Source organism: Crossiella sp. S99.2 (assembly GCF_023094165.1).
Lineage (GTDB): Bacteria > Actinomycetota > Actinomycetes > Mycobacteriales > Pseudonocardiaceae > Crossiella.
In genome coordinates, this window is the sequence record NZ_JALMDK010000001.1 from 291,240 (window position 1) to 318,228 (window position 26,989).

The window sequence follows — 26,989 nt, forward strand, 5'->3', positions numbered from 1 at the left end:
GTGGAACGCCCGAACTGGGCGCCGGGCGAGCTTGACCTCACCGTGCCGAGCGCGGCCAGGGTCTATGACTACTACCTCGGCGGCTCGCACAACTTCGCGGTGGACCGGGCCCAGGCGCGGCAGGCGATCGAGCAGTGGCCGCTGCTGCCAGCGGCGCTGCGGGCCAACCGGGCCTTCCTGCGCCGCGCGGTGAAGTTCTGCCTGACCCAGGGCATCCGGCAGTTCCTGGACATCGGCTCCGGCATCCCCACCGTCGGCAACGTGCACGAGATCGCCCAGGCCTTCGACCCGGCCTGCCGTATCGCCTACGTGGACGTGGACCCGATCGCGGTCGCGCACAGCAGGCTGATGCTCAGCGACAACCCGAACACCGCGGTCGTCCAGGCCGACCTGCGCACCCCCGGGGACGTGCTGGACGCGCCCGAGCTGACCAAGCTGCTCGACCTGTCCCAGCCGACCGCGGTGCTGTTCGTGGCGGTGCTGCACTTCATCGCCGATGAGGAGGACCCGGCCGGGCTGGTCCGCCGCTACCTGGACGCGGTGCCCTCGGGCAGCTACCTGGTGCTCTCGCACGGCAGCAGCGAGGGCGCGCCGCAGCGGGCCGCCCAGCACGAGGACCTCTACCAGCGCACCGGCAGCCGGATCTTCATGCGCTCGCGCCAGCGGGTGCTCACCTACTTCGGCGACTGCGAGCTGCTGCCGCCGGGGCTGAGCCAGATGACCCAGTGGCGGCCGGAGCCCGACGACGAGTACTGGGGCTCGCCGGAGCAACTCAGCGGGTTCACCGGCGTCGGTTACAAGGCCTGAACCGGGGAGGCGCGGTGCAACAGGAACACGGCTGGGTGCCACCGGGAATCGATCTCACCCGGCCGAGCGCGGCCCGGGTCTATGACTACTACCTGGGCGGTTCGCACAACTTCGGGGTGGACCGGGAGCTGGCCAGGGTGGCCATCGAGGACTGGCCCGAGCTACCGATGATCATGCAGGCGAACCGGGCCTTCCTGCGCCGGGCGGTGAAGTTCTGCGTACAAGCGGGGATACGCCAGTTTCTGGACATCGGTTCAGGAATACCGACCGTGGGCAATGTGCACGAGGTGGCCCAGGAACTCGACCCCGACTGCCGGGTGGTCTATGTCGATATTGACCCGGTTGCCGTAGCGCACAGCCGAATCATGCTCGCTGGTAACGATTTCTCCGAGATCGTCCAGGCCGACTTGCGACAACCCGAACGGGTGCTGGACGCGCCGCAGACCAAGGCCCTGCTGGATTTGTCCCAGCCGGTGGCGGTGCTGATGGTGGCGGTGCTGCACTTCGTGCCGGATGAGGCCGATCCGGCCGGACTGGTCCGCCGGTACCTGGACGCGGTCGCGCCGGGCAGCTTCCTGGTGCTCTCGCACGCCTGCCTGGAGGGCGTCGGCGAGCAGGCCGAGTTCCACCAGAAGCTCTACCGCCGGGCGGGCAGCGCGCTGACCATCCGGCCCGTTGACCAGGTCGCGGGCCTGTTCGGGCCGGCCCGGCTGGTCGAGCCGGGACTGGTCCGGCTGCCGCTGTGGCGACCGGACCCGGCAGCCCCGTACGAGGGGGATCCGGCAGTTTTCGCCGGCTTCGCGGCGGTCGGCCAGAAGGTCTAGACCATGTGGCCAGCGGAAACGACTGAGATGGGAATCATTCCCGGGTTTTCGGGCTTTCTGCGGGCCCGCGACACCGCTACCCTTCGTGGCGTCGAACCGTTACGGAACTGCGCGGAAGGGTTGGATCCAGCCACGCGTCAGGGGAACTTGACCCGTCTTTTCCGGCCGCGGTGGCGGAGTGTCGCCACTGGTGGCGTTATCGTAGAGTTATTACCCCCATCAGCGATGATCCCCGCAGGTGACGAGTGAGAGGATCAGGACGATGTGCCGACCCGCTCCCACTTCGCTGATCTTCGCGAGTGTGCGCCAGGTCATGGAATTGCCGGTCAGCTTCGGATTTGTTGATGAGGGGCTCGTCTCGACGACCGTGACCACGGCAAACTGGACCCAGGAGGACAGCGGGCGACCCGGACAGTCTGGTTTGTGTGCCGCGGTCGGGCGATGGGTATGAGTGCGACGAACAGCGATTCTTTCCGCCCTGGAAGGCTGCTGGTGACTGACGGCGCCGACCGAACCCACCAGGCCTGTGCGCGATTCGCCCGAAGCTGGGTCCGCGCCATCGCCGGTACCAGCTACGTCTCCCTTGGCCTTGCCGAGACGGAGCAGCTGCTGCTCGCGCACACCGAGCGCCTGGTGCAGGCGCTGTTCGCCGATCCGTTCCGGGCCACTCCGGCACGGGAGATCGGATTCCAGCTCGTCCAGGCGCATTTCACCGGAATCGAGACGCTGAGCCGGACCGTCGCGCTGCTGGGCGATGAGTTCCTCGGCGAGCTGCGGGTGGAGCCGGACGAGCGGCTGCAGGCCCGGATCGCCGCGTTGCAGGGCGCGCTGGCCGCCGGCTACGCCCAGGCGCTGCGCGAGCGGACCCTGGACGAGCAGGAGGCGATCCGCCAGGCGGTGCTGGACGCCAGGGACGCCGCCGAGCACGCCCGCCGGGCCAGCGAGGCCCGCTTCCGCGCGGTGTTCACCGAGGCCGCGATCGGCATCGGCATCCTGGACACCAACGGCCGCTTCCTGGACGCCAACGCCTCCCTGCAGCACATGCTGGACTACTCCCTTGAAGAGCTGTGCCAGCGCAAGGGGCACGACGTGCTCTACCCGCAGGACCGGGCGGACCTGCGCGACCTGTGCGCCTCGGTGGCCTCCGGCGCCCGCGACCATGTCCGGCTGGACTCCCGGCTGACCAGGCGGGACGGCCAGGAGATCTGGACGCACATCACCGTCTCGCTGATCAGGGACGAGCAGGGCGCGCCGCGGTACGTGGTGGCCATGATCGAGGACGTCACCGACCGGCACCTGCTGCAGACCCGGCTGGTGCACCAGGCCCTGCACGATCCGCTGACCGGGCTGTCCAACCGGGCGCTGTTCCTGGACGAGCTGGCCAACGCCTTCGCCCGCAAGGAGCCGCAGGCCCGGATCGGCCTCTGTTACCTCGACCTCGATGGCTTCAAGGTGATCAACGACAGCCTCGGCCACGACATCGGCGATCAGCTGCTGGTCGCGGTGGCCCGGCGGCTGGACGACTGCGTGTCCGGCCCCGGCAGGCTGGTGGCCCGGATGGGCGGGGACGAGTTCGTCATCCTGCTCGACGGCACCACCGGCGACGACGAGGTCATCGCGGTCGCCGAGCAGGTGCTGGACGCGCTGGTCGAACCGATCAAGGTGGCCGGGCACGAGCTGTCCATCTCGGCCAGCATCGGCATCGTGGAGCGGCCGACCAGCGTGGCCTGCCCCGCCGACCTGATGCGCGACGCCGACATCACGCTGTACTGGGCCAAGGCCGACGGCAAGAGCCGCTGGGCGCTGTTCGACTCCGAGCGCAACGCCCGCGAGGTGGCCCGCTTCACCCTGTCCGCGACCATGCCCGCGGCGCTGGAGCGCGGCGAGTTCTACGTGGACTACCAGCCGCTGGTCCGGCTCACCGACACCGCGGTGGTCGGGGTGGAGGCGCTGGTCCGCTGGCAGCACCCGGAGTTCGGCAGGCTCGGCCCCGACCGGTTCATCGAACTGGCCGAGGAGACCGGCCTGATCGTCTCGCTCGGCCGCTGGGTGCTGGAACAGGCCTGCCGCCAGGCCCGCAGCTGGATCGACGAGTTCGGCGCGGCCGCCCCCTTCGTCAGCGTGAACCTGGCCGTCCGCCAGCTCCGCGACGCCGGCCTGGTCGGCGACGTGGCCCGGATCCTGGCCGAGTCCGGCCTGCCCCCTGGCAAGCTCCAGCTGGAGCTGACCGAGAGCGCCATCATGGGCAACGCGGCCGAGCCGCTGGACGCCCTGTGCGCGCTGTCGGACATGGGCGTGCGCATCGCCATCGACGACTTCGGCACCGGCTACTCCAACCTGGCCTACCTCCGCCACCTGCCCGTGCACGAACTCAAGATCGCGGGCTCGTTCGTGGAGGGCCTGCGCGCCGCCGCGGCCGGCGACGAGGTCGACCAGCAGATCGTGGCCACCCTGGTCTCCCTGGCGCACGCCCTCGGCCTGACCGTCACCGCCGAAGGCGTGGAAACCACCACCCAGGCCGAACGCCTGCGCGCCATCGGCTGCGACTCCGGCCAGGGCTGGCTCTTCGCCAAGCCAGGACCCCCGGCCAGCATCGACGGCCTGCTCTAGACACTTCCCCAGCTCACGGAACCACCCGTGGGTGTGCTGCGTCGTTGGTACGGTGACCGTGGACGCGCACTGCGTGACGGAGGGGAAACACAGTGACCGACCCGAAGAGCGCCCAACCAGGCCCCGCCATGGCGATGTCGGCCCTGACCAGCCTGAACAAGTCGGTCGAGGGCATGAATCAGCTGCGCGAGGACGTCCGCGCGGGCCGGGTCAAGCTCGACCCGGCAGCAGGAGCGCAGCTGAAGAAGGCCCTCACGGAGCAGGAATCGCGGGCCCTGAAGTGGCAGGAAACCGCATCACAACTTGAGCAGGCGTTGCCGCTTGGCAACCACTGGGTGGGCCAGCAGATGGCGGACAAGATGAGCAAGCGTGCCAGCGGCACGGACTTCTCCTTCGCCACCCAGGTCAACCTGTACATCGATGAACTGCAGAAGGCCCAGGTCGTCCTGGATGAGGCGATCCGGGCGACCACGGGCGCGGACACCGGTAGCGCCGCCGACCTCGGAAAGCACGGGAAGTAGACGTGAGTCGTAGCAAGATCGTTGTTGGTGGCGCGCTGGCTGCCGCTGTCTTCCTCGGTGGCTGTTCGGGCGGCTCGATCGCGGGCACGCCGACCCCCGCGACCAGCGGCGCGGCCACCTCAAGCGCCTCGACCGGTGACGGTCCGGGTGCTTCGCTGTCCGCGGTCCTGCCCTGCGCGTTGCTGACCAACGCTGAGGCCGCTTCGCTCGGTCTGCTGGCAGGCCAGCCGGAGGACTTCGGTAAGAAGCGTCAGTGCCAGTTCCGCGATGTCTCCAAGCCGTCGCCGGTGACCGGCAACGTCACCATCGACCCGGTGTTCGGCATCGACCAGCTGCGCACCCCGCCGAACACCGATGAGGCCGGGATCCGCAAGCTCACCGTGGATGGCAGGCGGGTCAACTACTACCCCAACGCCGACGGCACGCTGTGCACGGTGAACATCGAGGTCAACAAGACCGAGGTGGTGTTCGTGCAGACCAGCCTGCGCCAGGCGAACACGCCCGAAGCGGTGTGCTCGATCACCGAGAAGATGGTCGGCTTCGTGCTGCCCAGAATGCCGAAGAAGTAGCAGGGGGATGTCATGACCCAGCCGCAGAACGGTGACTACCGCCAGGTCGAGTCCAAGGTCAACCCGGCAGACCAGGGGACCTTCGGGCGGGCGGTGATGGGGACCGAGGACGACCGGGACGCGGTCGCCACGCAGGAACGCGAGCTGCGCGAGGGCCTGAAGATGGGCACCGACCGGGCGCTCACCCAGACCGGGAACTGGGCCGGAGTCGAGCACCAGGCCATGTATGACCAGATCTCCAACAACAACGACCCTGGTCAGGTCTACTCGGTCGCCGAGCAGTGGACCAAGCTCGGCAATGAGATGGCGAAGTCCTCTGAGGAGATGGACAAGCTGATCAAGGCCACCGAGCACGGGTGGAGTGGCCTCGGTGGCGATGCGGCGCGGGAGGCCACGCTCAAGCTGGCCAAGTGGGGTGGCGATGCCGCGCAGACCAGTCAGTACATGGGGAACCGGACCAACGACCTCGGGCTGATCGCCGAGGACAGCAAGAACCGGATGCCCGAGCCGGTGAAGTTCGACGAGAACCAGATGATGCGGGACGCGTTCAAGTCCGGTGGGCTGCTCGGGCTGGTCAAGTCCGCGGTGCAGGACATCCCGGCCAAGCGCCAGGAAGCGGACAACGCGCATCAGAACGCGATCCGGGTGATGCAGAACAACGAGGCGAGTTCGCGGCAGGTGGATGCCACCACACCGGTGTTCTCGCCGCCGCCGCCGATCGGTGGGATTCCCGGGGAGCCGTGGCCGCCCAAGCCGACGCCGCCCTGGCCGCCGAACCCGCCGCCGAACTGGCCGCCGGATCCGCCGCGGGTGATCCAGCCGCCGCGGGTGGTGCCGCCGGTGCCGCCGCCGGTGATCACGCCGATTCCGGTGCCGGTGCGGCCGTTGCCGCCGCCGGTGCCACCGCCGCCCAAGGGCAAGCCGCCGGTGCCGAAGCCGCCGGTGCCGCCGCCGTTTCCGCCGCCGCCGGTGCCGGACAAGAACAAGTTGCCCGACAAGAACAAGCTGCCGGACCGGCCGTTGCCGCCGCCGAAGCCGGGCGATCCGACCAAACCGTCCGGGCGGGTGCCGGTGCCGCCGAACCTGCCGACCGGGACGGGGCCGGGTGGCAAGCCGCCCGGTGGCATCGCGCCCGGGGGCATTCTCGGTGCGCTCACCGGGGGTGCCGGGGGCACACCGGGCACCGGAACCGGGGCTGGCAAGGGCAGTTTCGGGCCGGGTGGGGCCGCGGGCGCCGGGCTGGGTGGCGCGGTGGCCGGGGCCGGTGCGGCCGGAGCCAGGGGTGGACCGGGCGCCGGGGGCATGGGCGGCGGGCCGATGGGCGCCGGTGCGGGTCGCAAGGAAGAGGACAAGGAGCACAAGCGGGCCGACTACCTCCAGGAGACCGAGGACGTGTGGGGTGACGGGCAGCGGGTGGCGCCTCCGGTGATCGGGGAATGACCAGCGTGCTGACCACGCTCACCGCGACGGAGCTGGACTTCGCCTGGCAGGAACTGGGGCTGGAGCGGGCGCCGTACCCGCTCAAGCTGCGCAGCCACGGCGTGACCATGGAGGAACGGTCCGCGCTGCGGCTACAGGTGCTGGAAGGGCTGCGGCAGCGGCGGCTGGCCAGGGAACGCGGGCCGCGCTGGGAGCTGGATCCGGTGCTGGAGGACCAGCTCGGGCTGCTCGCCCGGCATTCGCTGGCAGTGGAGCTGATCCAGTACACCGACTCCCCGGTGCTGGCGGTCGCGGTGTCGCGGGGCGAGAGCGCGGTGCTGGCGGTGCAGACCGAGGACGAATCCGTGCACCTGCAGGAAGTGCGGGACACCGGGCTGGCCGAGGCGATCGTCAGCGCGCTGCCGCCGGGACAGGCCGGGCGGCAGGCGCCGGTGTCCGCGCCGCTGGCCGGGCTGCAACGGGCCAGCGGGCCGGAGAAGCTGGATCCGTTCGGGGACAGCGTTGATCAGCTGGTCGCCGCCGGGATGAGCCGCAACGAGGCGTACACGCTGGACTTCCTGAGCAGGCACCGGCACCAGGGCGGGCAGTTCTCGGTCAGCCTGGCCGAGCGCTACACCACGCACATGGAACGCGATCCCACCGTGGTGTCCTGGTTCGACAGCGAGGACGGGCGGTACCTGCTGGTCAGCGAGCGCGGACGGCTGTCCATCAGCGCGGCGGACAACCAGCGGATCGCGCACCGGGTGCAGGAACTGATCTCCGCGGCCCGCACCGGCTGAGTTACTCGGTGGCCTCCCGGCAGGCGCGCACGAAGGCGTTCACCGCGCCGCGCTGCTCGCCCAGCCGCCACAGCGCGGCCAGCCGGCCCGGCCGGATGCCGGGCACCGGGCGGAACACCACGTCCTCCCCGGTGTTGGACTCGCTGGTGCTGCTGGCCACCAGGGCGATGCCGGTGCCCGCGGCCACCGCGGCGAAGACCTCGGCCAGGTTGTTCGCCACCGCGGTCACCGTGGCCGGGCGGTCCCGGCGGGCGTCGGCGGCCAGCCAGAACTCGCGTTGCGGGCCTGCTGCCTCGGGCAGGGCCACGAACGGTTCGGTGAGCAGGTCGGTGAAGGCCACCTCGGCCTCCGCGGTCAGCGGGTGGTCGGCCGGCAGGGCCACCCAGCGAGGTTCGGCCAGCAGCACCCGGTAGGCGTAGCGGTCCTGGTCGGCCACGGGCAGCCAGACCAGTGCCAGGTCGACCTGGCCGTCGCGCAGTCCGGCCGAGGAATCGTCCCAGTCGCTGCGGTGCACGCCGATCCGCCAGCCGGGCAGCAGCTCGGCGAAGCGGTCGGAGATCCGCTCGAACAGGCCGGGCGCCAGGTTGCTGTGCACGCCGATCTGCAACACCATCCGCTCCCCGGCTGCGGCCCGGCCGACCTCGCCGAGTGCGGCGCCCCAGTCGGCGAGTAGTCGCTGCGCCCTGGGCAGCAGGGCGACCCCGGCCGCGGTGAGCGCCACGCTGCGCCGGTCCCGGCGCAGCAGCGCCGAGCGCAGACTGCGTTCCAGCAGCCGGATCTGTTTGCTCAGCGCGGGCTGGGAAACGTGCAGCCGCTCGGCGGCCGCGCTGAAGCTCAGTTCCTCGGCCACCGCGACGAAGTATCGAAGGTCCCGCATATGCACGTCCATAACTCCGCGCCATTAGAGCGGCTCCGATCGGTTGTGACTAGCCCGTTCGGCGATCGTTACCAGGTTCTTCCCTCACTTGGCGGAGTCGCGAATACCCAATGGGCGCAACGATTCTTGCGTCGGCAACCCGGTCGGTCGATCGCTCGATCGGGTAGCGACTGTCCATTGTGGACTGCTGGGTGATGAAGGAGCTGGTCGTGCCGGGGCGAGCGGAGATCCTGCGGTGCGCGGTGGCCGGGCTGACCGCCGGGCCGGTGCTGGTGCACGGCCCTGCGGGCTATGGCCGGACCACCGTGCTGGCCGAGCTGGTGACCCGAACGGCCCAGCGGGGCCGGATCCTGCGCGCCGCGCCCGGACCGGCCGATGCCGCGGTGCCCTGGACCACCCTGGCCGACCTGCTCGACGAGTTGCCGCCGCAGCCCTGGCGACTGCTGGCCGAACCCCAGCGCGCCGCCCTGCGCCAGGCGGTGCGCCGGGACCACCCCGGCACCCTGGACCGGCTCGCGCTGCGGCTGGGATTCCTCGCCCTGCTGCGGGTCCTGGGCGCGGAGGCACCGGTGCTGCTGGTGCTCGACGATGTGCAGTGGGCCGATTCGGACAGTGTCGACCTGCTCGCCTTCGCCGCCCGCCGGACCGGCCCGGCGGCCAGGTTCGCCGCGGCCGAGCTGGTCGCGCCGGGGGCGAGTCCGCTGGCCACCTGGCTGAGCCCGGCCACCGTGCTGGAGCTGCCGCCGCTGACCCTGGCCGAGACCACGGATCTGTTGCGTGGACAAGGAGATCCGGCCGCGCTGCACCAGGCCGCTGGTGGGCATCCCCGGCTGGTCCTGGAGCTGAGCCGGTCCGGCGGCGGGCTCACCGAGGTGGCGAAAACCCTGCTCCGCCAACGGCTCGACCGGCTCGACCGAGCGGTGCTGCTGCGCATCGCGCTGGCCGGGCGGGTCACCGTGAGCCTGCTGTACGCCTGCGGGCTGGCCGAGCCGGAGTCGACAGTGGACACCGCGTTGCGGGCCGGTGTGCTGGACCGGGCGGTGGACGGCGCGCTGTCCTTCCGGCTGCCGCTGCTGGCCGATCTGGTTGTGGCGGAGGCGGATCCGGCGCAGCTCCGGCAGGCGCACGAGGAGCTGGCCGCGGTCAGCTCGGACCCGGTGGAGCAGGCCCGGCAGCTGGCCAGGGCCCGGCCCGCACCGGCCGAGGACCTGGCCCGCACCCTGGCCGCGGCCGCCGGCTCGGCCCGGCAGCGCGGACTGCCCGCCGCCGCGGCCGAGCTGGGTGCGCTGGCCGCCGATCGCACGCCGGTGGGGCAGCCCAAGGCCGCGGTGGCCCGGCGGCTGGCCGCGGCCACCGACGCGGTCACCGCGGGCGCGCACGAACTGGCCCGCACGCTGGCCGCCGCGGTGCTGACCTGCCCGCACAGCACCCGGAAACAGCGGGTCACCGCCTGCCTGGCGCTGGTGGACGCGGCCCGGCACACCAGGGCCACCGCCGAGCGGATCTTCCGCCGGGCACTGGCCGAATCCCGCGGCGAACCCGCGCTGGAGGCCCCGGTCCGGCTGCGGCACGCCGTGCACGCGGCCATCGGCGGTGATTTCCCCGCGGCCGCGGCCGGACTGGCCAGGGCCGCCCAGCTCGCGCACACCGCCGGTGATCAGCTCACCGAGGTCAACGCCCGCTGTTCGCTGGCGCTGTGCCAGGTGGCCCTGGGGGATCCGGCCGCCGAGGACACCCTGGCCGCCGCGGCCGCGGTGCCGGTGGCCGAACCGGTGGCGCTGCACGGCGGGGTCGGCTGGACCGCGGCCCGGCTGCACCTGTTCGCCGACCGGCTGCCCGCGGCCCAGACCGAGCTGGCGAACCTGTTCGAGCTGGCCGAGGAACGCGGCGAGCTGGGTGAGCTGGTCGCGATGAGCTGGAGCGCCACCGAGGTGCTGCTGGCCGCCGGCCGGTGCGGGCAGGCCCGGCAGCGGGCCGGGGAAGCCTTGCGCCAGGCCGAATCCACCGGCACCGACCTCGGCCCGGCCCGCTACGCCGCCGCGCTGGCCGAGGCGGTCGGCGGCGATCCGGCCCGCGCCGCCGAGCTGGCCGCGGCCGGCCTGGCCACCGCCGAAGCCGACGGCGACCAGGCGTTCGTGCTGCGCAACCTGCACGCGCTCGGCCTGGCCGGACTGGCCGCCGGTGATCCGGCCGCGGCGCTGGAACCGTTGCGCCGCGCGGGTGTTCTGGAAACCGAGCTGGCCGTAGTCGATCCGGCGGTGTTCGGGCTGCGGGCCGATCTGGCCGAGGCGCTGGTGGCCACCGGTGCGCAGGCCGAGGCCACCGAGGTGCTCGCGGCCGCCGCCGAACAAGCGCAGCGACTCGGCCGCCGGGGGGTGCTGGCGACCCTGGCGCGGGCCGACGGTATCCGGTTGCTGCTGGCCCAGCAGACCGATCAGGCGGTGCGGGCACTGGAATCCGCCTGTGCCGAACAGGCCGCGCTCGGCCAGCCCGTGCAGTACGGGCGCAGCCTGCTGTGGCTGGGCATCGCTGCCCGCCGCCGCCGGCGCCGGGCAGCGGCCCGGGAGACCTTGCGGCTGGCGCACCGCACCTTCGCCGGCGCGGGTGCGACGCCGTGGGCGGCCAGGGCGCTGGCGGTGCTGGGCGAGGACCAGGAGCAGGTACCGTGCGGCGCGCTGACCGGGCTGGAGCACCGGATCGCCCGGCTGGTCGCGGGCGGGGCCACCAACCGGGAGGTGGCCGCCCGGCTCAACGTCAGCGGCAAGACCGTGGAGGGCGCGCTGACCAGGATCTACCGCAAACTCGCCGTCCGCTCCCGGACCGAACTGGCGCTCCGCCTTCCGGACCCCGCAGCCGAGCCGGTGCGGTGACCGGGATTTCCCCGTTTCGTGCCCAGGCAACGGCTTCCTAGCGTCAGGGTCCCCTGCAATGCCTAGGAGTGCCCATGCGTCTGCTCCGCCTGCTCCCGATCGCCTCCGTTCTGACCGCCACTGCCCTGGCCGCCACCGCACTCGTGCCGCTGGCTGCTCCGGCCGGGGCCAGCGCGGACCCGTTCATCATCGGCGGCAAGTTCGTCACCTCGGCGCCGTGGGCGGCCGCGGTGTACCGCAACGGCTCCTTCACCTGCTCCGGCACGATCATCGCCCCGACCTGGGTGCTCACCGCCAAGCACTGCGTGGGCAGCGGCCTGACCGTCCGGGTCGGCAACGTCTATCGCGCCCAGGGCACCCTGGCCACGGTGGCCAGTTACACCTCGCACGCCCGCGCCGACCAGTCCCTGCTGCGGCTGGCCGCGCCGGTGCAGACCAGCGAGTACAGCAAACTCGCCGATGCCAACCCGGCCACCGGCAGCACCAACCAGATCTACGGCTGGGGCATGACCAGCCAGAGCGCGCCGCCGGCCACCCAGCTCAAGGTGGCTGACGTCCGGCTCACCTCGATCTGCCGGGACTACTACGGCGGTCAGGCGTTGTGCACCAGCCGGATCACCGGCAACGCCTGGTCCGGCGACTCCGGCGGACCGCAGGTGTTCAACGGGCTCCAGGTGGGCGTGGCCTCCACCGCGGACGGCCGCAGCACCCAGCAGTACAGCAGCGTGCCCGCGGTGCGGGACTGGATCCGCCAGGTCTCCGGGGTGTGAGGGTGGTGCTGACCAAGCTGCTCAGCGCCGCCGCGATCATCCCGTTCCTGGTCGGCGGCACCCCGGCGGACCAGGACTACCCGTTCATGGCCAGCCTGCAGACCAGCTATGGCGCGCACTTCTGCGGCGCCTCGCTGATCAAACCGGACTGGCTGGTCACCGCGGCGCACTGCGTCAAGGACGAGCAGCCGGGTCAGGTGAAGGTGCGCATCGGCAGCCGGGACGCGGGCAGCGGCGGCACCCTGACCGGGGTGCGCCGGATCATCGCGCACCCGCGCTGGGGCCCGACCGCCTACTACGACATCGCGGTCGTCCAGCTCGACCGCGCGGTCAGCCAGCGCCCGATCCCGATCGCCGCGGACGTCCCGGTCGGCAGCGCGACCCGGCTGCTCGGCTGGGGCCAGACCTGCGCCCGGCCCGGCTGCGGTGGCACGCCGAAGGTGTTGCAGCAGCTGGACACCACCGTGGTCGAGGCCCGGCGCTGCCTCGGCATCGACAAGTCAGAGTTGTGTGTGAACAACCCTGGCGGGAACTCCGGCGCCTGCTACGGCGACTCCGGCGGCCCACAACTGCGCTCGATCGGCGGGGTCTGGCAGCTCGTCGGCGCGGCGAGCCGCGCGGGCAGCACCAGCACCACCTGTGCCACCGCGCCCTCGGTGTACACCGCGGTGCCCGCCTATCGGGACTGGATCGCCCAGCAGACCGGAGGCTGAAAGGCCGGTGCCGCCGGGACTGGGGTAGCCCCGGCGGCACCGCGCTCAGCCCTGCAGGTCCAGCACGACCTTGACGTCCTCGTCCTTGCGCGCCAACGCTTCCGGCCAGTCGGCCAGCGACACCCGGCGGGTGATCAGCGCGTTCAGCCAGTCCCGGTCGCTGTCGGCCAGCGCGGCCGCGGCCCGCCGGTAGTGCCGCAGGTTGCCGTTCACGCTGCCCACCACGACCCCGTTGCGCAGCACCATATTGTTGTTGATCTGCCCGGCCGGCAGCGGCAGCTCACCGTCCGAACCGGACAGTCCGGTGAGGACGGTGATGGAGTTGCGCGAGGTGCGGCGCAGCACCTCGAAGGCCACCTCGGGCGCGCCGGTGCACTCGATCACCAGGTCCGGCTCGAAGCTGATCTCGGCCAGGTCGGCGTGGTACCAGGCGCCCAGACCGAAGACCAGGTCCGGCTTGGGGCCGGTGCGCATCCGGTCCACCACGTGCACGTCCAGTCCGCGCTGCACGCCGAGCAGTGCGGCCAGCAGGCCGATCGGCCCGGCCCCGGTGATCAGCACGGTGCGCGGCCGGAAGTAGCCGCGCAGGCCGATCCGCTCGATCTGGTCCCAGACCTTGGCCACCACCGAGGTCGGCTCGGTGAGCACGCCCAGCTCGCCCAGCGCCGGGTCCAGTCGCACCGCGAACTCCGGCTCGACCGTCCACAGCTGCGCGCCGTACCCGTCCAGTGCCTTGATGCCGCACTCGGTGTACTTACCGTTGCGGCAGAAGTCCCACTGCCCGTCCGCGCAGGCCCCGCAGGGCTCCGGATCGGGCCGCCGCACCAGGCCCACCACCAGATCTCCGGGGGTGAAGCCGCTGCCATCAGGAGCGGTGCGCACCCGGCCCAGCGACTCGTGCAGCAGCACCATCTCGGCCCGGTCCGGTGGCAGTTCGCCGTAGCCCTGTTCGACCACCTCGCGATCGGTGCCGCAGACCCCGGCCAGCAACCCGGTGACCAGCAGTTCCCCTGGCGCCGCAACGGGATCGGGTAGTTCGCGCAGGGCGGTCCGGCTGGGGTCGCCGGGCACGCCGACCACGGCCTTCACGCGTCGAGCCCGTCGGTGCGGTCCCTGGCGTCCCTGGTCCGGCCGCCGTAGAGCACCGCGGCGCTGTTGACCAGCGCGAGGTGGCTGAAGGCCTGCGGGAAGTTGCCGGTGAACCGGCCGTGCGCGGCGTCGTACTCCTCGGCCAGCAGGCCGACGTCGTTGGCCAGTGCCACCAGCCGGTCGAACATGGAAGCCGCCTCATTTCGTCTGCCGGACAGGGCCAGCGCGTCCACGAACCAGAACGAGCAGGCCAGGAACGAGCCCTCGCGCCCGTGCAGACCGTCCACATCGGACTTTCCGCTGTCGGTGCTGTACCGGTCGACCAGGTCGCCGTTTTTCAGCTCGCGCTCGATCGCGCGCACCGTGCCGACCACCCGCTCGTCGTCCCCCGGCAGGAAGCCGACCGCGGGGATGAGCAGCGTGGACGCGTCCAGTTCGGTGCCGCCGTAGTACTGGGTGAAGGAGTTCAGCTCGGCGTTCCAGCCCTTGGCCAGCACCTCCGCGTGCACCGCGTCCCGCAGTTCCCGCCAGCGGGCCACCGGTCCCGGCAGGTCGTGCTGTTCCACCGCGCGCACCGCCCGGTCGAAGGCCACCCACACCATCACCCGGGAGTGGGTGAAGTGCCGGTCCGGTCCGCGCACCTCCCACAGCCCGGAATCCGGTTGCTGCCACAGCGTTTCCAGGTGCCGCATCATGCCGCGCTGCAGGGCCCAGGACTCCGGCGTCTCACCCAGCCCGCGTTCGCGGGACAGGTGCAAGGCGTCCATGACCTCGCCGTAGACGTCGAGCTGGAGCTGACGGTAGGCGGCGTTGCCGATCCGCACCGGTTTGGCGCCCTGGTAGCCGGGCAGCCAGTCCGCCTCCCATTCGATCAGGTGCCGTTCGCCGTCGATGCCGTACATGATCTGCACATCGGCCGGATCGCCCGCCACCGCGCGCAGCAGCCAGTTCCGCCAGGCCACCGCCTCGCCGGAGCAGCCGAAGTTGTCCAGGGCCAGCAGGGTGAAGGTGGCATCGCGCAGCCAGCAGTAGCGGTAGTCCCAGTTCCGTTCCCCGCCAAGGGTTTCCGGCAGCGAGGTGGTCGGCGCGGCGACCATGCCGCCGGTGGGCGCGAAGGTCAGCGCCTTCAGCGTGGCCAGTGAGCGGTGCACCGCGTCGGCGTGCGGGCCGTCGTAGCGGATGTTCTCCGCCCACTCCCGCCAGAAGTCCTCGCTGTCCTGGGTTTCCTGCACCGGATCGAGGGGTTCGGCCACCGCCTCGTAGGAGGTGGACCACTGCATGATCCAGGCCAGTCGCTGGCCGGCGGCGATGGTGAACACCGCCTCGTGCGCCCGCTCACCCGCGACCCGGTAGGGCAGCCGGTCCCCGCGCAGCACCACGGTGTGCGGACCGGCCACCGCGATGATGCACTCCGAACCGTGCGCCTCGGTCCGGCGCACCCAGGGCACCGAGTCCCCGTAGGCGAACCGGATCACCCAGCGCAGCCGCACCTCGACCTCGCCGGTGACGCCCTCCAGCACCCGGACCAGGGCTGGCTGGTCGTCCATGTTCTTCTCGTGCGGTGGCATCGAGTCGATCAGCCGCACCGTGCCGTCGGCGGTGTGGAACTCGGTCTCCAGCACCAGCGAGGTGTCCCGGTAGCGCCGGTGGGTGTGCTCCACCGGCCCGGTGGGCGCGATCTGCCAGTGCCCGGACTGCTCGTCGCCGAGCAGCCGGGCGAAGCAGGACGGCGAGTCGAACCGGGGCAGGCACAGCCAGTCGACCGACCCGGTCTTGCTCACCAGCGCCGCGGTGCGCAGATCGGACAGCAGGGCGTAGTCCTCGATCGGTCCCGGACCACCGGAGATGGCTAGCTCGTGATCGGCCACTCCACCGAGGTTAGGCGTCAGACCCGGCAAGTGCCCGACCGGACACGGCTATCCGCCCACATTGAACCCACCGAGCCGGACCGGTGGCAGCCCGCCGCCGCCCGCGTACTCCGCGCGCAGGGTGATCGACTCGCCCGGCCACAACGTCACGTAGTTGTCCGACCACCGAACCGGCCCGCTGACCCCGTCCAGACTGGCCTTGATCGCCAGCGCGACCGTGCCGGAGGTGTTGTGCAGCCGCACCTCGGCCCCGCCCGGCACCCGCCGCGCGCTGTGGTTCACCGACGTCATCGGCAGGTCCTGCAACCCGGTGAGATCGGCCGAGCCGGTGACCGGGGTGTGCCACCAGGTCGACCTGGTGAAGTCGAGCACATCGGCGCTGGTGGATAGCCAGTAGACGTTCCGGTCGATTTCCGCGCCGTCCCGTTCCAGCAGCAGTCGCACCAGGTAGGTGCCCTGGACCCCGGTGATCTCCGGCAGGGTGAGCACCCGGGCCGAGGAGTTCGCCGGCGCGGTGGCGGTGACCGTCTGCTCGGCCAGCACCCGGCCGTCCACGGTGGTCGCGGTGGCCCGGACCTTGAGTCCCGGCACATCGGTCAGGCCGGTGCCGGCCAGCACCACCGAGCGGTCGTCGTAGGAGTACTGCACGTGCAGTGGCCGCAACGCCTTCTTCGCGCCGAAGTAGGACCCGGCCGCGTCCAGGTTGTGGTCCCACAGGTGCCAGTACAGCGTCGGCCAGGCGTTGTTGATCATCCAGTAGATGACGCCGGTGGCCGGGTTGGCCGGATCGGCGAAGTCCCGGCCGTAGGCCTCGAACTGGGCCCGGTTGCCCTCGTAGTTGGCCAGCTGGGCCTTGCGCAGGAAGTCCGTCAGGTCCTTGGGCTGGCCGTACCGCTTGGCCAGCGCGTCCGCGAACAGGCTCAGTGTGGCGAACACTTCCTTTTTTGCCAGGTGGTAGTGCGGTTTGGTCGGCATCCGCCAGAGGTCGTCGATTTCCTGCGGGGTCAGGAACTTCCGCAGGCTGGCCAGCTCCGGGATCATCGGCCCGGACCCGACCTCGGAGGCGAACCCGGCCGCGCCGCCGAGTTTGTCCTGGTACCAGTAGTTCGGCGGGATCCACCAGTACGGCCCGTCCATCTTCATCCCGGATTTGCCCAGCTGCGGCGTGCTCTTGGCCGCGGCCGAGGGCAGGATCGGCGCGGTGAAATCGGCCGCGCGCAGGGCGTCCAGGTAGGTCTGCTCGACCCTGGCGGTGGCCGCGTTGTCACTGCCGATGAAAAAGCCCAGCACACTGGGATGGTTGACCAGCCGGGCCGCCTCGGCCGCGGTGGAGGCCCCGGCGATCCGGTAGTCCTCCTCGGTCCAGGTGCTGTACTTCTCCCACTTGGTGCAGCACTCCCAGCCGGGCAGCAGCATGATACCCAGCCGGTCGGCCAGTTCGAGCAGTTCGTGGTCCTCCTGCTTGCCCTCCAGCCGCAGCGTGTTCACGCCGAGATCGCGCACGTGCTTCAGCTCCTCGGCCAGCCGCCGCGGCTGGGCGCGCAGGAACAGATCCGAGGCCCAGCCGCCGCCCCGCACCAGGAACGGCCGGAAGTTGACCAGGAACTTCCGCTGGCCCTGCGGGGTGAGTTCGGAGCGCACGTCCCGGATGCCGAAGTCGGTGCTCGCCGTCGACTCACCCGCCGACACGGTCAGCCGGTACAGCGGCTGCTCGCCGAACTGCGCGGGCCACCACACCTTCGGCCGGTCCACCCGCAGCTCCGGGAAGGCGACGATCTTGCTTTCCCCCGGTGCCAGCTCGACCTGCTGCCGTAGCCGGTCAGCCCCGATCGAGGCGGTCACCGTGGTGCGTTGTGGCTGGTCGGAATGGTTGCGCACAGCCGCCTTCACGGTCAGCCGGGCGGCGCTGAGGTCAGGTTCCAGCGCGGTCACCACCCTGGGCTCGGCCACCGAGATCGCGCCCGAGGTCGCCAGGCTGATATCCCGCCAGATACCCATGTTGTTGTCCGGCGCCGGCGGGCTCCAGTCCAGGAAGCTCACCGTGAAATCGCGGAACGGGTCCGCCGGCATGGCCTTGATCGCCAGCGCGTTGCGACCCGGCCGCAGCAGCCCGGTCAGGTCGAACTCCGCCCGCGGGTAGGCCCCGGCGGTGTCCCCGAGCCGCACCCCGTTGAGCCACAGCTCCCCGCGCGAGATCACCCCGCCGTTGAGCCGCAGCACCGTGTGCCTGCCCGGCTGCGGTAAGGCCAGGAACTCCCGCCGGTACCACCACGGCACGCTGAAATCGGCCGGGTTCACCGCGTCCCGCAGGTTGGTGGAGTAGTTCAGGTCCGGATAGCGCCGGTTCGCGATCAGCCCGGCCATCACGGTCGAGCGAGCGGGCACGGTCAGCCAGCCGCGGTCGCCATGCCGGGGACTGGAGATCAGCGAGCCGTCCAGCCCAGCTTTGGCCGAGGTCTGCATCCGCCAGTCCGGCACCACTGTCGTGCCTGGTCCGGCCACGGTCAGCCCGGGATCGGGCGCCGGGTCGGCGACGGCCGGGGTCAGCGAGGCGCACAGGGCGAGGGCGATCCCGAGAACCAGTGGCGGCAGGCGCATGTCCGGCACTCTGCCGCTGGTTGCCCAGTTTCGACAAGACTCCTAACGAAGTAAATTTCCAACGAACCCGGCGCAGGCCGAGGGCGGCTCTCCGGAGCCCTGTACCCGGGAGAGCCGCCCTCAGGTCCTACCTGTCCGACTGCCGGTTCGGCTACCGGATAGACGCGGACAGCACCTGCTTGGCCACGTTGTGGCCGTTGATCTCCACACTCGGCGTCGCGCCACCCAGGTCCGCGGTGCGATAGCTGCCGGTGAGGGTCAGCGTCTCGCCGGGCCACAGCGTGACGTAGTTGTCGCTCCAGTCCGTCGGCAGCACCTCGGGCCCGCCTGCGCCCTTGCGGATGTTGGCACGCAGGAAGAAGCCGACCTGCTTGCCGCTGGAGTTGTTGGTCAGCGTCACCGTGGTCTTCGTGTGCTCACCCTCCACAGTGGACTTCGCCGAGGACTGCACGCTGGCCGCGGCCAGGTTGTTCAGCCCCTTGAGATCGGCATAGCCGGACTGCGGCGTGTGGTACCAGGTGGAGGCGCCGTAGTTGAGCGTGTCGGCCTTGGTGGAGAGCCAGTACACGTTGCGGTCCAGCACCTTTCCGCTGCCGTCCTTGAGCAGCAGCCGGGTGAAGTAGGTGGTGGACAGCCCGCTCGGCTGCGGCAGGTTGCCCGCCCGCACCGAACCGTTGGCCTTGGCGCTGACCGGCCGGGTCTCATCGGCCTTCACCGTGCCGTCCAGGTTGAACACCGTGGCCTGCACCGAAAGCCCCGGCACGTCGGCCAGTCCGGTGTTGACCACCGCGATCGACTTGTCGTCGTAGGAGTACTGCACGTGCAGCGGCCGCAACGCGGTCTTGGCGCCGAAGTAGGAGCCGCCGGTGGCCAGGTAGTAGTCGTAGAGGTGCCAGTACATGGTCGGCCAGGCGTTGTTGAGCATCCAGTAGATGACGCCGGTGGCCGGTTTGTTGGTGTCCGACCAGTCCCGGCCGAAGGCCTCGAACTGGGCCCGGTTGGTCTCGTAGTTGGCCAGCTGGGCCTTCTTCACCACCTCGGCCGGGTTCGCCGGTTTGCCGTAGCGGCCGTCCAGCGCGGTGCCCCAGAAGGTCAGCTTGTTGAACGTGCTCGACCGGGACAGGTGGTACTGGGTGGCGTTGTAGTCGGTGAGCTTGTTGATGTCGCCCTGCGGCAGGAACTTCTTCAGCTCGTCCATCTCCGGGATGGTCGGGCCGGGCCCGATCTCGGAGGCGAACCCGGCCGCCCCGCCGAGCTGCTCGTTGTACCAGTAGTTCGGCGGCTCCCACCAGTACGGACCGTCCATCTTCATGCCGGGGCTGCCCAGCTGCGGCGAGCTGAGCGCCTTGGCCGAGGAGATCACCGGCAGCTTCCACTCCGCCCGGCCCAGCGCGTCCAGGTAGATCTTCTCCAGCCCCGCGCCGGGCGCCGCGTCACTGCCGATCATGAACGCGAGCAGGCTCGGGTGGTTGCGGATGCGCTTGGCCTCGTCCTCGGCCGACTCACCGGCGACCCGGTTGTCCTCGGCGGTGAAGGAGCTGTACTTCTCCCACTTCGAGCAGCACTCCCAGCCGGTGATCAGCATGACCCCGGCCCGGTCGGCCATGTCATAGAACTCGTCGTTCTCCGGCTTGCCCTCCAGCCGGATGGTGTTCATGCCCATGCCGCGCACCAGGTTCATCTGGTCCTGCAGGTAGCGCAGGTCGGTGCGCAGGAACAGGTCCGAGGCCCAGCCGCCACCGCGGACCAGGAACGGCTTGCCGTTGACCGAGAACTCGCGGCCGCCCTTGTTCAGCCGGGAGCTGACCTCGCGCACGCCGAAGCTGGTCTTCGCGGTGTCGGTGACCGCGCCGTTCACCGATGCGGACAGCGCCGCGTCGTACATCGGCTGGCCGCCCATCTGGAACGGCCACCACACCTGCGGGTTCAGGAAGCGCAGGCCCACGGTGTTGCTCGGGGTGAAGCTGACCGTCTTGGTCTCCTTGGCCGCCAGCGAGACCGTCTGCCGGAAGCCCACGTTGCCCGCGGTGCCGCTGATCTCGGCGGTGACCGGCGCGTTGGTGTTGTTGCGCGCGTTGACCTTCACCGTGACGTCGGCGTGGTTCAGGCTGGGCAGCGGCAGGTCGGTGTCCACCCGCGGCTCGCGCAGGGACACCGCACCGCTGGCCGCCAGCTGGACGTCGCGGAAGATGCCCTGGTTGCGGTCGGCCGGCAGCTGCGCCCAGTCGATGAAGTGGATGATCAGGTCGCGGTCCTGGTCGGCCGAGTTCGCCCGGATGGCCAGCGCGTTGTCCCCCTTGCGCAGCAACGAGGTCACGTCGAACTCGAACGTCGGGTAGGCGCCGATCACGGTGTCCGTGCCGGCGATCTTGGTGCCGTTGAGCCACACCTCGCCGCGGGAGATCACCCCGCCGTTGAGCTTGAGGAAGGTGTGCGTGCCCGGCGCCGGGTCCGCGGTGAAGGACCGCCGGTACCACCAGGGCACCAGGAAGTCGTTGCGGTTGGCCTTCTGCAGGTTGTTGCCGTAGTTGACGTCGCCGTACTTGTTGTTGGCGATCAGACCGGCCAGCACGGTGGACCGCTTGGGCACCGCGTACCAGGAGCTGTCGTTGAAGCCCGGCGCGGAGATCGCCGCCCCGGTGCCGGTGGCCACCGCCGAGGACTGCAACCGCCAGTCCGGGATGGTGGTGATCTGCGCGGCGCGGGCGGGGGCCGCCGGGGTCGCGCCGAGCTGGTAGGCCGGTCCGGCGGCAGCGGGTTCTGGGGCGGCCATGCCTGGTAGGGCGGGCAGGAGGAGGGCAAGGCTGACGGCTGCCGCCAGCCACGGGGCACGACGTCTGGTCATTGAACGCTCCCGGCAACCACATGGCGGCGGCTGGATGGGGCTTTCCCAGGCAACTCTCGCTGGTCACCGCCTGCTTTGGCAAGGGTCCTTACGAACGAAATTCCCCTCTTGCCGTGCCGCCCTCCGGCGGGTGAAGCTGCCCGCGTCAACCAAACCGCCGCCCGCGTTTGGGAGATGGAGACGATCGATGACGATCGAACGCAGAACATTCCTCGCCGGTGGGGTCGCGGCCGCGGCCTACACCCTGACCAGCGGGGCAGGTTCGGCGCAGGCCGCGACCGAGGTCGCAGCGGAGACCGGCGAAGCGAAGGCGCCGACAGCCGCGCTGTGGCAGGAGTACGTCCGCAACCCGCACAACCACCCGCAGATCCCGGACATCTCCTTCGCCGGGTATCGCACCGGTGAACGCTGGCCGCACCCGCCGGTGCGGGCCAACGTGCTGCGCTACGGCGCGGTCAAGGACGGTTCGGCCGACGCCAGCGCGGCCATCAACGCCGCCATCGTTGACGTAGGCAGGCGCGGCGGCGGCACCGTGCTGCTGCCGGCGGGCACCTACCGGATCGACAACATCATCCAGCTCGGGTACGACAACGTGGTGCTGCGCGGCGAGGGCAGCGGGCGGACCACGCTGTACGCCACCCGGTCCCTGGAGGAGATCGTCGGCATCAACCGCAGCCGCTACGGCAGCGAGAACTCGGCCTGGAGCTGGGCGGGCGGCCTGGTCTGGGTCAGTCACCGGGACCGGCATCAGCCGCTGGTGGCGGCCATCAAGGCGAAGAAGTGGCCCCTGGAGGGCTGGCTGGGCAACGAGGGCGAGGGCATCCGCACCCTGACCACCGTCACCGCGCCCGCCGCCCGTGGCGGATTCACCCTCACCGTGGCCGACGGGCGGGCTCTGCACCCTGGCCAGCGGGTGCTGGTGCAGATTGACGACGACGCCGAGTACGGGCTGCTCCGGCACATGTGCGGGGACGGCCCCGGCACCGCCGAGTACGTGTGGTCGAACAAGGACAAGCTGCTCTCCTACCGCCCGTTCCAGTGGCCGGTGCGGATCACCAGGGTCCGCGGCAACCAGGTGACCCTGGAACAGCCGTTGCCGGTGGACGCCCGGCTGGCCTGGAAGCCACGGCTGACCACTTTCGCGCCGCCGATCAGCGGCGCGGGCGTGGAGGGCCTGACCATCCGCATGGTCAAAACCGTCCGGCCCAAGCACCTGCAGGACAAGGGCTACAACGGCCTGGCCTTCCAGTGCGCCTGGGACTGCTGGGCCGACGACGTCGCCGTGGTGGACAGCGACAACGGCTTCCTGCTGGTCGCAGCCAAGGGCGTCACCCTGTCCCGGACCAGCGTGGACGGCCGCGGCCAGCACCACTCCTACGCCTGCCGGGAACAGGCGCACGACAACCTGGTGGAGAACTTCCGGATCGGCAAGTTCACCGAGCCGCCCACCTCAGGCTCCGGCCACCACGGCATCAACGTGGAGGGCCTGTCCTGCGGCAACGTCTGGTCCAAGGGCGAGATGCAGGCAGGCACCTTCGACACCCACCGCGGACTGCCCTTCGCCAACGTGCGCACCGAGGTCAGCATCCTCAACGACGGCGCGCACGGCGGCAGCGCCAACGCCGGACCGCTCTACGGCGCCCGGTTCACCCACTGGAACGTCACCGTCACCAACGGCAGGGCGGGCTGCGTGAAGATCGACCACGTGGCCCCGTTCAGCGCCACGGTCGGCATCTCCGAGGTCACCGAGTTCGGCCAGATCGACAAACCGGACTTCTCCGGCGCGCTGAATTCCAAGCTCGAGTCCTACGGGACGCCGAAGGTGAACCCGCCCAACCTGCACCGGGCCCAGCGCGACCTGCGGAAACGGCACCGCCGGTGACCGATTGGTTTTCGACAGGTTTCTCACAGCCAGGACACAGCTAGCGCGCGCATCCTCGGTGTCAGCCACCCAGAGCCGGGTGGCTGACACCGAGATTTGGAGCGGCACATGTCCGAGGAGAACGAGAAGAGGGCGGCCGGTTCTCCCGAGGAACCCGGCGCCCAGCAGCCTGCCCCCGACGCCCCCACCCAGCCCGTCGCGGCCACGCCCGCGCAACCGGAACAGCCCGCACCCGCCGCGGCAGCGCCCGAGGCCCAGCAGGCCGCGGAAGCCCCAGCTCAGCCCGCTGAACAGCCCGCGGCGGCCCAGGCGGCGGAAGCCCCCGCTCCGCCCGTGCCGCCCCGTCCCAGCCGCTTCAAAGGCTTCGCCAAGCGCAAGGCCGTGCAACTGGTGGCGGTCGGCGTGCTCGGCGCGGTGGTCGGCGCCGGGGTGGTCGGCCTCACCGTCGGCGGCCACGGTGGTGGGCACAACCGCCACGACCGGGAGTACGTCGGCAAGGGCCCCAACCGGGATGACGGCCGCTTCGGCGACCGCTTCGACCAGCGTGGACCGGGCCGGATGGTCCCGCCGTTCCAGGACTACGAGCGCCCCAACCGTTGATCACTCTAGAGAACCAGTCAGCAAATTTGTGACGGCAACTGGCACGACTGAGTGATCACCTTCCCCAATGGAGTGCAGTCGGCGTGCCATCCGTGCACGGAGTGTGCGTGCGCGCTAGGTTTGACTCGTCGGTGGGTGGTTTGCGGATCTCCTTCCAGCCCACCATCGGCGGTGTTTGTGGATCACATGGCTTCGTGGCCTTGGGGTACGGGGAAGATCGCAAGGCCACGAAGCTACTTCCGCGTCAGCAGTGCCGCCACCTCGGCCGCGGCGCCCGCCACGATCTGGCGCAACAACTCCTCGGCCCGGTCCGGCTGCCCCTGCGCGATCGCCCGTGCCACCTCGACGTGCCGCTGGGTGGCCACCGCGTCCGGCACCGCGGGCATCAGGTGCAGCCGGTTGCGCCCGCGCAGCAGCTCGGCGGTGAAGTCACCGAGATGGGCGAACATCTCGTTCCCGGAGGCGGTCAGCACCAGCCGGTGGAAGCGCACATCCACCTCCACGAACTGATCCACCTCGCCGCGTTCGGCCAGCCTGCCCAGTTCCGCGGCCAGCGCCAGCAACTCCGCCCGCTGCTCCGGACTGGCCGCCACGGCGGCCAGCGAGCCCGCCGCGGGCTCCACCGCCGCGCGCACGTGGCTGAGCTGGCGCAGTTGCTCGCCGCGCTGCGTGCTGCCCAGCCGCCAGCGCACCACCTGCGGGTCGAACAGGTTCCACTCGGTCCTCGGCCGCACCGTGGTGCCCACCTTGGGCCTGCTGTGCACCAGCCGCATGGCCTCCAGCACCCGCACCGCCTCGCGCGCCACCGTGCGGGAGACCCCGTGCTGGGTGGCGAGTTCCTCGATCCGCAGCACCCGGCCGCCGGGGATGGCGCCGGAGGTGATGGCCTGGCCCAGCTGGTCCAGCAGCTGACCGTGCAGACCGCGCTGGGTCATGATCGCTCCAGAGGGCTGATGAGCAGATCAACTCACGGTAGCCGGGCCGGCGAGTGATTCGACCAGACTTCGCACGCGTCGCGCCGCCGCCTCCGGGCCGCCCTCGGTCAGCGCCGCGCCGACCCCGCAGGCCACCGCGCCCGCGGCCACCCACTCCGGCACCTCGTCCAGGGCCACCCCGCCGGTGGGCATGATCGGCGCCTGCGGCAGCGCGGCCCGCACATCGGCCAGCCAGCGCGGGCCAAAACCCCTGGCGGGGAACAACTTCACCGCGTCGGCCCCGTGTTCCAGGGCGGTCACGATCTCGGTCGGGCTGGCCACGCCGGGCAGCGCGGCCGCGCCGTAGCGGTGCGCGGTGCGGATCACCTCGGGGTGCAGGCTGGGCGAGACCAGGAAACTGGCCCCGGCCAGGATGGCCAGCCGGGCGGTGGCCTCGTCCAGCACGGTGCCCGCGCCCAGGGTGATCCCGGGCCGGCCGGCCAGTTCCTCGATCACCGACAGCCCGCCGGGGGTGGTCAGCGCGATCTCCAGGGTGCGCAGACCGGCGTCGATCATCGCCTCGGCGGTGGCCAGCGCGATCTTGGCGTCCCCGGCCCGCACGATGCCGAACACCCGCTGTCCGGCCAGTGCGGCCAGTGTTTCCCATCGGTACAACGACAAACTCCTCATCAGAAGGCCGCGCGCGGCGGGGCCGAATCGGTCGAGCCGACCAGGAAGTCCAGGTCCACCCCGCGATCGGCCTGCTGCACGTGTTCCCGGTACAGCCGCACCCAGCCGCGGTCCGGTCCGTTCGCCGGTGGCCGCCACTCGGCCCGGCGGGCCGCCAGCTCCGCATCCGGCACGTGCAGGTGCAGCCGTCGGCCGGGCGCGTCCACGGTGATCAGGTCCCCGTTCCGCACCAGGGCCAATGGCCCGCCGACGGCGGCTTCCGGCGCGACGTGCAGCACGCAGGCGCCAAACGCGGTGCCGCTCATCCGGGCGTCGGAAATCCGCACCAGGTCCCGGATTCCGGCGTCCAGGAGCTTCTGCGGCAGCGGCAGGTTGCCGACCTCGGGCATGCCCGGGTAGCCGACCGGGCCGGTATTGCGCACCACCAGCACGGTGTCCGCGGTGACTGGCAACTCCGGGTCGGCGATCACCGCGTGGTAGTCCTCGACCGAGTCAAAGACCAGTGCGGGACCGGTGTGCCGCAACAACCTCGGCTCGGCCGCGGACTGTTTGACCACCGCGCCGCCGGGCGCCAGGTTGCCGCGCAGCACCGCGGTGCCGCTGTCGGCGGGCTGCACCGGGTTGGTCAGCGGCCGGATCACCTCGTCGTCGTGCACCACCGACCCGGCGCAGTTGGCGACCAGGCCCTGCCCGGTCACCGTGAGCACGTCCTCGTGCAGCTGGTCCTTGATCCGCTCGATCAGCGCGGGCAGCCCGCCGGCGTAGGCGAACTGCTCCATCAGGAACCGGCCCGAGGGCATCAGGTCGACCAGCAGCGGCAGCCGGGCGCCGAGCCGGTCGAAGTCCTCCAGGTCCAGTGGCACGCCGAGGCGTCCGGCGATGGCCAGCAGGTGCAGCACCGCGTTGGTGGAGCCGCCGATGGCCGCGTTGACCAGGATCGCGTTCTCGAAGGCCTTCCTGGTCATCACCTCGGCCGGGTGCGGGCCGTCGGTGGCCAGCGCGACCGCCCTGATCCCGGTCTGTTCGGCCAGGGTGCCGCGCCGGGCGTCCACCGCGGGCAGGCCGGAGGCGCCGGGCAGTTGCATGCCCAGGGCCTCGGTCACACAGGCCATGGTGGAGGCGGTGCCCATGGTCATGCAGTGCCCGGCCGAGCGGTTCAGGCAGGTCTCGAACTCGGTGAACTCGGCCTCGGTGATCGTCCCGGCGCGCAGTTCCTCGGTCATCCGCCAGATGTCGGTGCCGGAGCCGACCTCGCGGCCGCGGTAGTTGCCGTTGAGCATCGGGCCGCCGGTGAGCAGGATCGCGGGCACCCCGGCGCTGGCCGCGCCCATCAGCGCGGCGGGGGTGGTCTTGTCGCAGCCGGTGAGCAGCACCACCGAGTCCACCGGGTTGGCCCGGATCAGCTCCTCGATCTCCATCGCGGCCAGGTTGCGGTAGAGCATGGTGCTGGGCCGCATCAGCGGTTCGCCCAGGCTCATCGCCGGGAATTCCAGGGGGAAGCCACCGGCCTGGTACACGCCGCGTTTGACCGCCTCGGCGAGCAGTCGCAGGTGCGCGTTGCACGGGGTCAGTTCGGAGAAGGTGTTGCCGATGCCGATGACCGGGCGGCCGTCGAAGTGCTGCCCGCCGTAACCGAGTCCGCGCAGGCTGTGCCGCGCGATGAACCCGTTCTTGCCGGTGCCGCCGAACCAGGCCTGACTGCGGAGTGCCATGAGCCTCCCAT

20 protein-coding genes are annotated in these 26,989 nt (G+C 71.0%); 12 read left to right on the top strand and 8 right to left on the bottom strand.

Going from position 1 to position 26,989, the window contains the following annotated elements; genetic code table 11:
- The 7 genes from MZC64_RS01360 (at position 1) to MZC64_RS01390 (ending at position 7,550) form a co-directional block, all read left to right on the top strand.
- Positions 1-807 (top strand): SAM-dependent methyltransferase, encoded by an 807-nt coding sequence (locus MZC64_RS01360; RefSeq protein ID WP_247755259.1) that lies wholly within the window; start codon positions 1-3, stop codon positions 805-807.
- A gap of 14 nt (positions 808-821) precedes the next feature.
- On the top strand, positions 822-1,631 hold the full coding sequence (locus tag MZC64_RS01365) for an SAM-dependent methyltransferase (RefSeq protein ID WP_247755260.1): 810 nt from the start codon (positions 822-824) through the stop codon (positions 1,629-1,631).
- A 492-nt stretch (positions 1,632-2,123) separates the two neighbouring features.
- A complete protein-coding gene (locus tag MZC64_RS01370; protein WP_247755261.1) occupies positions 2,124-4,241 on the top strand; it encodes a bifunctional diguanylate cyclase/phosphodiesterase in 2,118 nt (705 codons plus the stop codon).
- 92 nt (positions 4,242-4,333) lie between these two features.
- Positions 4,334-4,762: a hypothetical protein gene (locus tag MZC64_RS01375; protein ID WP_247755262.1), complete on the top strand. Its 429-nt coding sequence runs from the start codon at positions 4,334-4,336 to the stop codon at positions 4,760-4,762.
- A 2-nt stretch (positions 4,763-4,764) separates the two neighbouring features.
- Positions 4,765-5,331 (top strand): DUF3558 domain-containing protein, encoded by a 567-nt coding sequence (locus MZC64_RS01380; protein WP_247755263.1) that lies wholly within the window; start codon positions 4,765-4,767, stop codon positions 5,329-5,331.
- 12 nt (positions 5,332-5,343) lie between these two features.
- Positions 5,344-6,771: a PPE domain-containing protein gene (locus MZC64_RS01385; RefSeq protein ID WP_247755264.1), complete on the top strand. Its 1,428-nt coding sequence runs from the start codon at positions 5,344-5,346 to the stop codon at positions 6,769-6,771.
- Entirely contained in the window at positions 6,768-7,550 is a 783-nt protein-coding gene (locus MZC64_RS01390) for an ESX secretion-associated protein EspG (RefSeq protein WP_247755265.1), read from the top strand. The genes MZC64_RS01385 and MZC64_RS01390 overlap by 4 nt, the downstream gene beginning before the upstream one ends.
- 1 nt (position 7,551) lies before the next feature.
- On the opposite strand, the gene MZC64_RS01395 is transcribed toward MZC64_RS01390, so the two are convergent.
- Positions 7,552-8,427 (bottom strand): LysR family transcriptional regulator, encoded by an 876-nt coding sequence (locus MZC64_RS01395; protein ID WP_247755266.1) that lies wholly within the window; start codon positions 8,425-8,427, stop codon positions 7,552-7,554.
- Between the two features lie 194 nt (positions 8,428-8,621).
- Here MZC64_RS01395 and MZC64_RS01400 point away from each other — a divergent pair, with 194 nt between their 5' ends.
- From MZC64_RS01400 to MZC64_RS01410, 3 genes are all read left to right on the top strand, one after another.
- A complete protein-coding gene (locus tag MZC64_RS01400) occupies positions 8,622-11,297 on the top strand; it encodes an AAA family ATPase (RefSeq protein WP_247755267.1) in 2,676 nt (891 codons plus the stop codon).
- A gap of 74 nt (positions 11,298-11,371) precedes the next feature.
- Complete coding sequence (locus tag MZC64_RS01405; RefSeq protein ID WP_247755268.1) at positions 11,372-12,067, top strand: DUF1986 domain-containing protein; 696 nt, start codon at positions 11,372-11,374, stop codon at positions 12,065-12,067.
- Positions 12,068-12,069: 2 nt separating this feature from the next.
- The gene (locus tag MZC64_RS01410) at positions 12,070-12,780 is read left to right on the top strand and encodes a serine protease (protein ID WP_247755269.1); all 711 of its coding nucleotides are present in this window, start codon (positions 12,070-12,072) and stop codon (positions 12,778-12,780) included.
- 45 nt (positions 12,781-12,825) lie between these two features.
- Here the strand turns inward: MZC64_RS01410 and MZC64_RS01415 are convergent, their stop codons facing one another.
- From MZC64_RS01415 to MZC64_RS01430, 4 genes are all read right to left on the bottom strand, one after another.
- A complete protein-coding gene (locus MZC64_RS01415) occupies positions 12,826-13,869 on the bottom strand; it encodes a glucose 1-dehydrogenase (protein WP_247755270.1) in 1,044 nt (347 codons plus the stop codon).
- Complete coding sequence (locus tag MZC64_RS01420) at positions 13,866-15,737, bottom strand: glycoside hydrolase family 15 protein (RefSeq protein WP_247755271.1); 1,872 nt, start codon at positions 15,735-15,737, stop codon at positions 13,866-13,868. Before MZC64_RS01420 ends, MZC64_RS01415 begins: the two co-directional genes overlap by 4 nt.
- A gap of 48 nt (positions 15,738-15,785) precedes the next feature.
- The gene (locus MZC64_RS01425; protein ID WP_247755272.1) at positions 15,786-18,335 is read right to left on the bottom strand and encodes a sugar-binding domain-containing protein; all 2,550 of its coding nucleotides are present in this window, start codon (positions 18,333-18,335) and stop codon (positions 15,786-15,788) included.
- Positions 18,336-18,486: 151 nt separating this feature from the next.
- The gene (locus MZC64_RS01430; RefSeq protein ID WP_247755273.1) at positions 18,487-21,180 is read right to left on the bottom strand and encodes a sugar-binding domain-containing protein; all 2,694 of its coding nucleotides are present in this window, start codon (positions 21,178-21,180) and stop codon (positions 18,487-18,489) included.
- Between the two features lie 187 nt (positions 21,181-21,367).
- On the opposite strand from MZC64_RS01430, the gene MZC64_RS01435 reads away from it, so the two are divergent.
- Together MZC64_RS01435 and MZC64_RS01440 are read left to right on the top strand one after the other, a co-directional pair.
- Positions 21,368-23,062, top strand: a complete 1,695-nt coding sequence (locus tag MZC64_RS01435) for a glycoside hydrolase family 55 protein (protein ID WP_247755274.1) — start codon at positions 21,368-21,370, stop codon at positions 23,060-23,062.
- 108 nt (positions 23,063-23,170) lie between these two features.
- Entirely contained in the window at positions 23,171-23,662 is a 492-nt protein-coding gene (locus MZC64_RS01440) for a hypothetical protein (protein WP_247755275.1), read from the top strand.
- A gap of 233 nt (positions 23,663-23,895) precedes the next feature.
- On the opposite strand, the gene MZC64_RS01445 is transcribed toward MZC64_RS01440, so the two are convergent.
- Genes MZC64_RS01445 through MZC64_RS01455 form a run of 3 tightly spaced genes read right to left on the bottom strand, consistent with a single transcriptional unit; the run spans position 23,896 to position 26,978 of the window.
- Positions 23,896-24,597, bottom strand: coding sequence for a FadR/GntR family transcriptional regulator (locus MZC64_RS01445; protein WP_247755276.1), 702 nt, complete (start codon positions 24,595-24,597; stop codon positions 23,896-23,898).
- 27 nt (positions 24,598-24,624) lie between these two features.
- Positions 24,625-25,251: a bifunctional 4-hydroxy-2-oxoglutarate aldolase/2-dehydro-3-deoxy-phosphogluconate aldolase gene (locus MZC64_RS01450; RefSeq protein ID WP_247755277.1), complete on the bottom strand. Its 627-nt coding sequence runs from the start codon at positions 25,249-25,251 to the stop codon at positions 24,625-24,627.
- 14 nt (positions 25,252-25,265) lie between these two features.
- On the bottom strand, positions 25,266-26,978 hold the full coding sequence (locus MZC64_RS01455) for an IlvD/Edd family dehydratase (protein WP_247755278.1): 1,713 nt from the start codon (positions 26,976-26,978) through the stop codon (positions 25,266-25,268).
- Positions 26,979-26,989 lie beyond the last annotated feature (11 nt).